This is a genomic window from Micrococcus luteus, from assembly GCF_022664405.1.
Taxonomy (GTDB): Bacteria; Actinomycetota; Actinomycetes; order Actinomycetales; family Micrococcaceae; genus Micrococcus; species Micrococcus luteus.
The window spans coordinates 1-11,060 of record NZ_JAKRLB010000035.1; the positions used below are offsets into that span (position 1 = coordinate 1).

Genomic DNA, 11,060 nt, shown 5'->3' on the forward strand with positions numbered 1-11,060 from the left:
ACGAGCAACGCGGGCAAACCAGATGGCCAGCACCGGGCAGTTCCCGTGGCCATCACTGGGCAGTCCTCATGGCCGTCAGCGGGTCATTCCCTGGCCACCTATGGGCAGCTTTTCATGGCCGCTTACAAGAGCTGTCGAGTTCCCGTCGGGGATCTGCTGCGAATCGGGCATTGTCACGCTCTCCTTTGAGGTCTGGTGCACTTGTAGCGCGAGTCGTGCATGAACCGCCTGGGCCGCAACTGGAATCGATAACTTCCTGAAAGTCATGACTACCAAACCTGAGACTTGATGTGTGACAGAACCGCTGAAGAAGGTGCTCGGAGCGCAGGTGCGCGATCTGCGCCTTGCGGGTCGGCTGCCGCAGGAAGGTCTTGCTGAAGAGCTCGGCGTGTCGACTCGGTACCTCGCCGGCATCGAGCGTGGGGAGCGCAACCTCACTTTGGACTCCGTCGATGCTCTGGCAGAGCAACTAGGGCGTGTCTGAGAATAGATGCACGAGTCAGCTGAGACCCTGGGGACATGTCCCGGTTCCAGATGCTCTCCGACGCCCAATGGGAGTTGATCGCCCCGATGCTCCCGACCCGGACCGGCCGCGCCGGCAGGCCGTTCGCCGACGCCCGCACCATGGTGGAGGCGATCATCTACCGATACAGGTGCGGAATCGCTTGGAGGGATCTGCCCGAGGTCTACGGGCCCTGGCAGACCGTGTGGACCTGGCATCGGCGCTTGGCCGAAGAAGGCACATGGGACACGGTGCTGGCCACGCTGACCGCCGCCGCTGACGCCGAAGGCCTGATCGATTGGTCGGTCTCGGTGGACTCCACGATCGCCCGCGCCCACCAGCACGCGACGAACATCACCCGCCACACAGGGGGATGGATCGAACTACAAGAATCCGCGTGAGGAACCGGCCGATCACGGCATCGGGCGCTCCCGTGGCGGGCTGAGCACGAAGATCCATCAGCTCGTGGACGGGACCGGGCTGCCGCTGGTCAGCCTGATCACCCCCGGCCAGGCAGGGGACTCCCCGATGCTGCTTCCTCTTCTGGAGCAGCTGCGCGTGACCCGGCCAGTAGGGCGGCCCCGGACCCGCCCCGAGGCCGTGCTGGGCGATAAGGCGTACTCCTCCCGGGCGATCCGCACCCACCTACGTGCCCGTGGGATCAAAGCGGTCATCCCCGAACCGGCCGACCAGCAGGGCCACCGCAGACGGCGCGGTGCCCGCGGCGGGCGCCCCGTTAGCCTCGACGCGGACGCCTACAAGGGCCGCAACGTCATCGAGCGTCAGTACGCGCACCTGAAGCAGTGGCGGGGTCTGGCGACCCGGTATGACAAGTACGCGATCGTCTACCGGTCCGCTGTGGTGCTGAATGCTGTGATCGCATGGTCCAAACGATTGTCAGACATGCCCTAGGTGTTGAGGCGCAGGCACTTGTCGTTCGTCAGTGACGTTCGGCGCTCGAGTCACTCTTGCGCGGCGAACCGTGTGGGCATCATGGATGCCTGCCTGAGCACACACGACTTCGGGCGAGCTGAGATAATGACAGTGGTGCCGTCTACCTTCAGCATTGGTTGGGCGGCATTACGAGTGCCGGTCTCGTCGCACTGCCGCCCGGCAGATTATCTAGTCACAAGTGAAGGACCCTAGTGCCACACAGCTCCATCAACCACGCGCGAATCGCGGCGCTCATCTGGAATATCGCAGATGATGTCCTCCGCGACCTCTATGTTCGAGGCAAGTACCGGGACGTGATCCTTCCCTTCACGGTCCTGCGTCGCCTGGACAGCGTCCTTGGCCCGACGCGCGATGCAGTGATGGCGATGAAGAAGATGCTGGACGAGGCGGGCGTCGCTGACCAGGATGCACCGCTGCGCGATGCTGCCAAGCAGGACTTCTACAACACATCTGGTTTCTCGCTGCAGGACCTGCGGCACGTGTCGAACTCGACGCGCCTGCGGCAGAACTTCGAGGCGTACCTCGATGGCTTCTCGCCTAACGTGCAGGAGATCATCGACAACTTTGAGTTCCGTAACCAACTACCTCGGCTTACGAAGGCTGACGCGCTCGGTGCGTTGATCGAGAAGTTCCTCGCTCCAGACCTCGATCTCTCCCCAGCGGGCATGGACAACCACGGGATGGGCACCGTCTTCGAAGAGTTGGTGCGCCGCTTCAACGAGGAGAACAACGAAGAGGCCGGCGAGCACTGGACGCCGCGTGACGCTGTGCGCCTGATGACCCGGCTGATGTTCGAACCCATCGCAGACACGATCCCGTCGGGTACCTACCGGCTCTACGACGGTGCGATGGGGACCGGTGGCATGCTGACCGTCGCCGAAGAGACCCTGAAGCATCTGACGGAGCTGTCCGGCAAGAAGGTCTCCACGCACCTCTACGGGCAGGAGATCAACGCCGAGACGTACGCGATCGCGAAGGCCGACCTGATCCTCAAGGGCGACGGCAAAGCGGCCGACAACATTGTCGGCGGCCCGGAGTACTCGACCCTCTCCAACGATGCGTTCGCGGGCCAAGAGTTCGACTTCATGCTCTCCAACCCGCCTTATGGCAAGAGTTGGAAGACCGACCAGGATCGCCTCGGCGGCGCGAAGAAGATCATCGACCCGCGGTTCCTCGTCAACCACGACAACGACAGCGAGTATTCGCTGGTGACGCGGAGCAGCGACGGACAGCTGATGTTCCTCGCAAATCTGATCTCGAAGATGAAACAGGGCACCGAGCTCGGCTCCCGGATCGCATCGGTGCACAACGGCTCCTCGCTGTTCACAGGTGACGCTGGCCAGGGCGAGAGCAACATCCGACGATGGATCATCGAGAACGACTGGCTCGAAGCGATCGTCGCGCTGCCGCTGAAGATGTTCTACAACACCGGTATCGCCACGTACGTGTGGGTGCTCTCCAACCGCAAGGAAGATCGCCGCAAGGGCAAGGTCCAGCTCATCGACGCCACCGACTGGTTCACGCCGTTGCGCAAGAACCTGGGCGAGAAGGGCGTCGAGGTCAGCTCGACTGACGCCGACAAGGTCCTCGAGGCGTTCAAAGCGTTCGATCAGTACGAAGACACCGACCACTCGAAGGTATTCGACGGTGTGGACTTCGGATACCACAAGATCACCGTCGAACGGCCCTTGCGCATCGCCGGTGTTGACCCACACCGTGTCTACACGGCGCAGGAGATCAAGCAGCTGAAGGAGGACGGAGTGCGCGACGAAAGTGCACCGCCTCTCATCCGCAAGGCGCTGCCGTACGCCGCGACACCCGATCCGCTGCACGGGAGGTACGAAGCCGTCATCGACGGCCGCGCCCGCATCGTCCAGTACGAGCCCGACTCCGAGCTGCGCGACACCGAACAGGTACCGCTCACGGAGCCCGCGGGCGACTATGCCGACGGCATCGAAGCCTTCTTCCGTCGCGAAGTCGAGCCTTACGCCCCGGATGCCTGGATCGACGACTCGAAGGCGAAGATCGGCTACGAGATCTCCTTCACCCGCCACTTTTACAAGCCCACGCCCCTGCGCACCTTGGCCGAGATTCAGGCCGACATCCGCGCACTCGAGGCAGAGACTGAAGACCTGATCGCCGAAATCGCAGGTGAAGCCTGATGTTCAGGGATCTACCCAAGTACGCAGAGACGACTTCAAACTCATTCTGGTCGACTCGAACACCGGCTCACTGGGCGGTACACCCCGGTTTGGCTGTGATGCAGGAGAACCGACACAAGAACACCGGGTTGGTCGAGACGCAAGTTCTCTCGCTGAGTTATGGCCAGGTCGTCGTTAAACCGCTTGAGAAGCAACGCGGATTGGTTCCTGATTCCTATGAGGGTTATCAGATTCTCGAACCCGGTGACATCGTTGTACGTCCTACCGACCTGCAGAACGATCAGACAAGTGTTCGAGTTGGGCATGTCAAGGACCGTGGCATCATTACTTCGGCATACATCGGTTTGCGCCCTACCGGGGACTGGAATGGCGCGTATGCTTACCAATACCTAATTGCCATTGACTCGACAAAGCGTATCTATGGGATGGGCAGCGGACTACGCCAGCAGCTGGGGTGGGGTGATCTAAAGCGGATGCCTTGCCTGGTGCCGCCGATCGAAGAGCAGGCAGCGATCGTAAAGTACCTCGAACATGCGAACGCACGCATCGATAAGGCAATCGCGGCCAAGCGTCGTCTCGTTGCTCTTATCGAGGAGCAACGGCGAGCACACAATTTGGAGCGCATTCAGGGTGGCGCCGGGAATCCTGGGACCTGGCCAAGGAAGCGCCTCAAGTGGGTAGTACGGTTGCAGCGGGGGTATGATCTTCCCGCGGACGAGAGGGATGCGGGGCCGTTCCCCGTGATTTCTTCCGGCGGCGTAATCGCAACACACAGTGAGGCGCGAGTGGACGGGCCTGGAGTCGTTATCGGGCGATACGGCTCTACTGGAGCGGTCTTTTATGTTGAAGACAAATTTTGGCCGCACAATACCGCACTTTACGTAACTGATTTTCAAGGAAACCATCCACGATGGTGCTATTGGCTATTACGCTCTATTGATAAGACCGTGTACGCCGAAAAGTCAGCGGTTCCGGGCGTCGACCGAAAAGACCTTTATGAAATTGCAGTGTCCGTGCCTCCTGGTCACGTACAGATGCAAGTGGTTGAGGAGATTGAACGCGACGGCGCGCAATTCGACTCCGTTGCGAAACGCTATCAGGACGAGATCTCCCTCCTGCAAGAGTTCCGAACACGCCTCGTTGCCGACGTCGTGACAGGGCAGGTGGACGTCCGAGCGATCGCCGCATCGTTGCCAGACACCCCGGAACAAGGCACCGGTCTGGACTCACTGTTGGATGATGATCTCGAAGATGCGTTGGGCGAAAGCGAGGAGTGAGCATGCGGCGTCTCAATGAAGAGAGCTTGGAAGCGCTCATCGTTGAACAGATGGTCGACGGTGGATGGGCCGAGGGCGCGCCTGCCGACTACGTCGCGTCCCACGCGCTCGATCTCGGCCAGTTCACCGAGTTCATCAGTGCGACCCAGCCCGACCTTGTTGAGCCGCTTGGCCTTGCTTCGGACACGCCTACACGTCACAAGTTCCTTGCCCGGCTTCAGGGGGAGATCACGCGCCGTGGCGTTGTGCACATGCTGCGCAACGGCATCGACCACCTCGGTCTGCATGTAGATCTCTACTATCCGGCGCCCGATGCGGCGAACCCGAAGGCTGCCGCTCTCTTCGAGGCGAACCGATTTGTGGTTACACGACAGGTGCACTACAGCGTGAGCAACACTGGCGACGCTGTCGACCTGGTCGGGTTCATCAACGGGCTGCCGGTGTTCACGTTCGAGCTGAAGAACAACTTCACGAACCAGACGGTCGAGGACGCGGTTCAGCAGTATCAGCGCGACCGGGACCCCCGTGAGCCGCTGTTCGCGTTCGGCCGGACGATTGCGCACTTCGCCCTCGACGACCAGCGAGCCCGATTCTGCACCCAGCTCAAAGGCGCTTCCTCCTGGTTCCTGCCCTTCGACCAGGGCTTCAAGGACGGGGCCGGCAACCCGCCGAACCCCGACGGCGTGATGACCGATTACCTCTGGCGGCAGGTGCTCGCTCCGCTCAGCCTCGCGGGGATCATCGAGAACTACGCACAGATCGTCGTCGAGAAGAACCAGAAGACCGGCAAGAAGGTTTCAAAGGCGATCTTCCCGCGCTACCACCAGCTCGACGTCGTCCGCAAGCTGCTCGCCGATGTCGAGGCGAACGGGGCCGGTCGCCGGTACCTGATCCAGCACTCTGCGGGCAGCGGCAAGTCGAACTCGATCGCCTGGCTGACCCATCAGCTGACTGAGACGATCCATGACGGTCGCATCGCTTTCGACTCGATCATCGTCGTCACGGACCGCATCATCCTCGACAACCAGTTAACACAAACCATCAAGTCGTTCCTGCAGGTGGGCTCAACGGTTGTACATGCGGACCGGTCGGGGGACCTGCGCCGCGCGATCTCGGCCGGGAAGAAGATCATCGTCACAACGGTGCAGAAGTTCCCATACATCCTGGATGACATCGGAGCGGACCATCGGGACCGCAGGTTCGCCATCGTGATCGACGAGGCACACTCGTCGCAGGGGTCGAAGACATCGGCAGCGGTCTCCCGGGCTCTCGCTGGCGTCGACGACATCGAAGACGACACCCTCGAGGACCAGATCAACCGGATCATCGAGGGCAAGAAGCTGCTGCCGAACGCGAGCTATTTCGCGTTTACGGCGACTCCGAAGAACAAGACGCTCGAGATGTTTGGCGAGCCCGTACCGAACGCCGAGGGTGGCACGGGATTCCGCCCCTTCCACTCGTACACGATGAAGCAAGCGATCCAGGAGGGCTTCATCGTCGATGTCCTCGCGAACTACACCCCCATCGGCAGCTACTACAAGCTGATGAAGACCGTCGAGGACGACCCTGAGTTCGACGCGAAACGCGCATCGAAGAAGCTCCGCGCGTACGTCGAGGGCAACGAACACGCCATCGCGCAGAAGTCCGCCATCATGGTCGAGCACTTCCTCGCCCAGGTGGTGGCGAAGCGCAAGATCGCCGGGCATGCCCGGGCCATGGTGGTGACATCGTCAATTGCGCGATGCATTGAGTACTTTCACGCGATTCGTGATGCACTCGCCGAGCGGAAGAGCCCGTACCGAGCAGTCGTCGCCTTCTCCGGCGAGCACGAGTACAAGGGCGTGAAGGTGACCGAGGCCAGCCTGAACGGCTTCCCTTCCAGCGCCATCGCTGAGCAGGTGAAGACCGATCCATATCGGATCTTGGTGGTCGCCAATAAGTTCCAGACGGGATACGACGAGCCGCTGCTGCACACGATGTACGTCGACAAGGCACTTTCCGGAGTGTTGGCGGTGCAGACACTGTCGCGCCTCAACCGTGCCCATCCCGCGAAGCACGACACGTTCGTGCTCGACTTCGCCAACGACGCCGACGAGATCCAGCGTGCGTTCGAGCCGTACTACCGTACGACCGTGCTGGCCGAGGAGACCGACGCCAACAAGCTTCATGACCTGGTCAACGATCTCGACGCCTTCGCCGTCTACACGATCGAACAGATCGACGAGTTTGTGAGTCGATACCTGGCTGGCGAGAGCCGTGACCAGCTCGACCCGCTGCTCGATGGGAGTGTCGCGGAGTACATCGAGATGCCCGACGAGGACGATCAGGTCGCGTTCAAAGGCGGCGCAAAGGCGTTCCTGCGTACCTACAACTTCCTCTCGACTGTGCTTCCGTACGGGAGCAGCGAGTGGGAGAAGCGATCGATCTTCCTCGACCACCTGGTGCCAAAGCTGCCCGCGCCGAAGGAGGAGGACCTCTCGGCCGGCATCCTGGAGAATATCGATCTGGAGTCGTACCGGGCCGAGAAGCTCAGCGCCATGAAGATCGTCCTCGACGATGAGGATGGCACTCTCGATCCGGTGCCAGCCGCCGGCGGTGGGCACCGCTCAGACCCAGAGCTCGAGAGGCTCTCCGCGATTGTGCGCAGCTTCAACGATCACTTCGGCAACATCGAGTGGAACGATGCGGATCGTGTGCAGCGGTTCATCACCGAAGAGATCCCGCGGCTGGTGTCCGAGGATGAGGCCTACAAGAATGCGCAGGCCAATGACGATCCGGTAAACGCCCGCGTCGAGAGCGACCGCGCACTCAGCCAAGTCATGTTACGTCTCATCTCAGACGACACCCAGCTCTTCAGGGAGTTCCAGGACAACAGCAGCTTCAAGCAGTGGCTTGCGAATGCGGTATTCGACGCGACCTACCGTAAGAGTGCTTGATAAGGCACACCCTCAGAGTTTCATGGCCACAGCTGCCGTGAGAATGAGAGTGGCACAGGAAGTTAGTAACGGACGCACGCGTTGCGACGGCTGCGCCATCCCGCCCGGTCGGCTTTTATGCCACGGGCGTAGCTTCCATCCGACTAAGTCCGAGGTGCTCTGTCCCTCCTGGCTCACAACTATGGAACGCCGCAGGGGAGTCGGCTCGTCTTGAGTCACGTGATTGGCGACGGACGCGGTGACCCTCGGCATTCCTTGCCCGCCTTGCTCACGGGCTCGCCACCTCAGAACAGCGGCCAAGGCACCGCCGGCGTCAGCCCGCTCGGGGCAAGGAGAATCCCGTCGTCGAGCAACCGGGCACAGGGTTCGGCCAAGGCTTCGACTTCCTCGGCGCCGCGTAACCCCGCCAGCCCCCGCCCCAGTTCACCGCCGAGCCCCGGGCCTACCCGGCCGACGCCGTCGCGCTCCTCCTCACTCAGCTCCTCACCGATCCATCCCCACAGCACGGTCCGGAGCTTGTTCTCCACATCGAAGGTCAGCCCGTGGCCCACGCCGTGGCGGTGCCCGACGCGCATGGGGACGATGTGCGCGCCCTTGCGGTCGGCGTTGCTGACGATCACGTCGAACACCGCCCTGCGGCGCAGCGCCGCCGCGTCCTCGCGGGCCAGGACGAGGCCCTGCCCGTCCTCGCCGTCCTCACCGTGTGAGGTCGGCGGGGAAGCAGGCCATCACCAGTCGCCCGACGTCGCGGGCGGTCGCGGTCAGGTCCTCTGCCGTACGGCGGATCGCTGTCGCCAAGTCCTGGGGGCCGCGGCCAATGGGCACGATCGCGGTGATGCCCTCGTCGTAGAGGGTGTCCGCGTCCTGTCCCACGGAGCCGGCGAGGACGATCACCGGGATCGCGCGGCCTGCTGTGCGCACGGCCTGGGCCACGCCGATCGGCACCTTCCCGGCCAAGGACTGGCCGTCAATGCGCCCCTCTCCGGTGATGACGAGGTCAGCGGTCTTCACGAGGTCGTGGAAACCCGCCGTCTCGAGGACGACGTCGATACCCGGCTTCAAGGTGGCTCCAATGAAGGCGTGCAGGCCACCGGCGAGACCCCCTGCTGCTCCCGCACCGGGGAGCGCGTCGATCGCGACCCCGAGGTCTCGCTCGACGATGCCCGCGAGATGGACCAGTCCGGTATCCAGGCTCGCCACTGATGCAGGATCCGCCCCCTTCTGGGGGCCGAACACGTGGGCTGCACCCTGCGATCCCGTGAGGGGGTTGCTGATGTCGCACATCACCTCCACGTCGACGTCGCGGAGCCGGTCTCGTGCCGGGGCGGAGTCGATCCGCGCGATCCGGGTGAGGGTGTCGCCGGTCGGGATGAACTCCTCGCCCGCAGCGTCGAGGAACCGGACGCCGAGGGCTGCGGCAGCGCCCGTGCCGCCGTCTGTCGTGGCGCTCCCGCCGGCCCCGACGATGACTCTGCGCGCGCCAGCGGACACGGCGTCGAGGATCTGCTCGCCGATCCCGAACGTCGTCGCCCGTCCCGTGTCCTCGCGTCCGGAGGTGAGAGGGAGCCCGGCACATGAGGCGGTCTCCACCACCGCCACGTCTGGGTCGATCAGTCCGTAGTGGACAGACACGCGTTCGCCGTAGAACACCCCGCAGACTGTCGCGGATCGCAAAACGCCCCCTGCGGCAGCCACGAAGGCCTCGACGGTGCCCTCCCCGCCGTCGGCGATGGGCACCACGAGGACCTCGGCGTCGGTGACCGACGCGAGACCCGCCGCGATCGCGGAGCCCGCCTCCCGCGACGACAGGGCCCCCTTGAACGAGTCTGGGATGACGATGATGCGCTGCACGCGTGGATCTCCTAGGTCAGGTGACGGGGTCAGATGAGGACGAGGCCGAGGATCCAGATGAACACGATGGAGGTGAGCCCCATCAGGAGCGTGACCATCGTCTGGGTGCGGTAACCCTGCGAGGGCGTCATGCCGCTGAAGTTGGTGACCACCCAGAAGTACGAGTCGTTGGCGTGGGAGACGGTCATGGCCCCGGCCGCAATGGCCATGACCACGAGCGCGCTGGCCACCGGGGTCTCGAAGCCCAGTGCAGGCATCATCGGGAAGACCATGGCCGACGTGGTCGTGAGGGCCACTGTGGAGGAGCCCTGCGCGGTCTTCAGGACGGCGGAGACGAGGAAGGGGAAGAACAGTCCGATGACCGACAACTGTGCAGCGTTGCTCTCGATGAAGGTGACGAGGTCGGTGGTGGCGATGACGCGCCCCAGCACACCGCCGGCCGCCGTGATGAACAGAATGGGGCCGACGACCCGGAGGGTCTCCTCCGTCAGGTCGTAGAACGTCTCGCCACGGCGCACGCTGAACAGCAGGCCGACTGCGCAGAGAGTGCCGACGGCGAGCGCGATCATCGGCGTGCCGAGGAATCGGGCGAAGTCACCCGCGGGGCCGGTCCACTTCAGGACGGATGCGAGCGAGCCGAGAGCCATGAGCAGGATGGGGGCGATGATGGGCGCGAAGGACGCAGCCGTCCCAGGCATCCGCCCGTAGGACCGGCGAAGCGCGTCGTAGGCCGCCTCCAGCTCGTCCGCATCCTCCGTGCCGATCTCCTCAGGGGCGGTCACCCGCTTGCCGATGTAGAGGGCGTACAGGTACGCGACGAGGAGTGCGGGGATCGAGACGACGACGCCGAGGCCGATCACCAGCAGGAGGTGGTCGCCGATGCCGAGGTTCTGGGCGGCTGCGATGGGCCCCGGGGTCGGCGGGATGAAGACGTGCGAGGTGTACAGACCTGCCGCCAGGGCCACGGTCATCGCCACGGGTGACGCCCCGGTGCGACGGGCCAGGGCCTTACGGAGCGCTTGTCGACGACCATGATCGAGAGGAAGGGGTGGATCTTCCATCTGGAGATCATGACGATCATCAGGGCGATGGCCAGGATGAAGACGAGCAAGAACGGTATTCCAGTCATCGGGAGTCCTTTGTGCGGCACGGGATTCCAGCCAGAGTAGGACCGATGGGACTTCAGCGGCGATGTTCTGGCGAACAGGGTTCGGCCGTCTCGATGGTCCTCTGCATCCCGCAAGGTGTCGGCGGGCGTGTCAACTTGTCTGTGTAAGCGGGGTGGTCACAGGTAGGGGTTGATCCGGTCGGGGTAGGCCGCGGCGAGCTGGGCGAGGGCCTGCTTCCAGTTCGTGACGGCCTGACCTTCGACGAGCCG

At 63.3% G+C, this 11,060-nt stretch carries 8 protein-coding genes and 1 pseudogene; 5 read left to right on the top strand and 4 right to left on the bottom strand.

Features of this window, described 5'->3' with window-relative positions; translation table 11 throughout:
* Window positions 1–292: 292 nt before the first annotated feature.
* The 5 genes from MF605_RS11525 to MF605_RS11545 all read left to right on the top strand — a co-directional run bounded on the left by MF605_RS11525 (window position 293) and on the right by MF605_RS11545 (window position 7,831).
* Window positions 293–484, top strand: a complete 192-nt coding sequence (locus MF605_RS11525) for a helix-turn-helix domain-containing protein (protein ID WP_210078917.1) — start codon at window positions 293–295, stop codon at window positions 482–484.
* A gap of 35 nt (window positions 485–519) precedes the next feature.
* Window positions 520–1,414 (top strand): IS5 family transposase gene (locus MF605_RS11530; protein ID WP_122054296.1). Its coding sequence is split into 2 segments (ribosomal slippage): window positions 520–876 and window positions 878–1,414, totalling 894 coding nucleotides; the frame shifts between segments, so codons are not numbered across the junction.
* A 233-nt stretch (window positions 1,415–1,647) separates the two neighbouring features.
* Complete coding sequence (locus MF605_RS11535; RefSeq protein ID WP_134416953.1) at window positions 1,648–3,618, top strand: type I restriction-modification system subunit M; 1,971 nt, start codon at window positions 1,648–1,650, stop codon at window positions 3,616–3,618.
* A gap of 98 nt (window positions 3,619–3,716) precedes the next feature.
* Window positions 3,717–4,895: a restriction endonuclease subunit S gene (locus MF605_RS11540; protein ID WP_210078915.1), complete on the top strand. Its 1,179-nt coding sequence runs from the start codon at window positions 3,717–3,719 to the stop codon at window positions 4,893–4,895.
* A 2-nt stretch (window positions 4,896–4,897) separates the two neighbouring features.
* Window positions 4,898–7,831: a type I restriction endonuclease subunit R gene (locus MF605_RS11545; protein ID WP_134416955.1), complete on the top strand. Its 2,934-nt coding sequence runs from the start codon at window positions 4,898–4,900 to the stop codon at window positions 7,829–7,831.
* A 284-nt stretch (window positions 7,832–8,115) separates the two neighbouring features.
* Here the strand turns inward: MF605_RS11545 and MF605_RS11550 are convergent.
* The 4 genes and pseudogenes from MF605_RS11550 to MF605_RS11565 form a co-directional block, all read right to left on the bottom strand.
* A pseudogene (locus MF605_RS11550) lies at window positions 8,116–8,532 on the bottom strand (protein kinase family protein); the annotation flags it as partial.
* Window positions 8,528–9,682 (bottom strand): glycerate kinase family protein, encoded by a 1,155-nt coding sequence (locus tag MF605_RS11555; RefSeq protein ID WP_134416956.1) that lies wholly within the window; start codon window positions 9,680–9,682, stop codon window positions 8,528–8,530. The gene MF605_RS11555 and the pseudogene MF605_RS11550, both read right to left, overlap by 5 nt.
* Window positions 9,683–9,711: 29 nt before the next feature.
* Window positions 9,712–10,653: a GntP family permease gene (locus tag MF605_RS11560; protein ID WP_242821290.1), complete on the bottom strand. Its 942-nt coding sequence runs from the start codon at window positions 10,651–10,653 to the stop codon at window positions 9,712–9,714.
* Complete coding sequence (locus MF605_RS11565) at window positions 10,650–10,793, bottom strand: hypothetical protein (protein WP_225348956.1); 144 nt, start codon at window positions 10,791–10,793, stop codon at window positions 10,650–10,652. Before MF605_RS11565 ends, MF605_RS11560 begins: the two co-directional genes overlap by 4 nt.
* Window positions 10,794–11,060 lie beyond the last annotated feature (267 nt).

Excerpts from the sequence above, each read along its gene's own strand:
- MF605_RS11540 (WP_210078915.1), top strand. The coding sequence starts at position 3,717 with ATGCAGGAGAACCGACACAAGAACACCGGGTTGGTCGAGACGCAAGTT.
- MF605_RS11545 (WP_134416955.1), top strand. The coding sequence starts at position 4,898 with ATGCGGCGTCTCAATGAAGAGAGCTTGGAAGCGCTCATCGTTGAACAG.
- MF605_RS11560 (WP_242821290.1), bottom strand. The coding sequence starts at position 10,653 with ATGACCGTGGCCCTGGCGGCAGGTCTGTACACCTCGCACGTCTTCATC.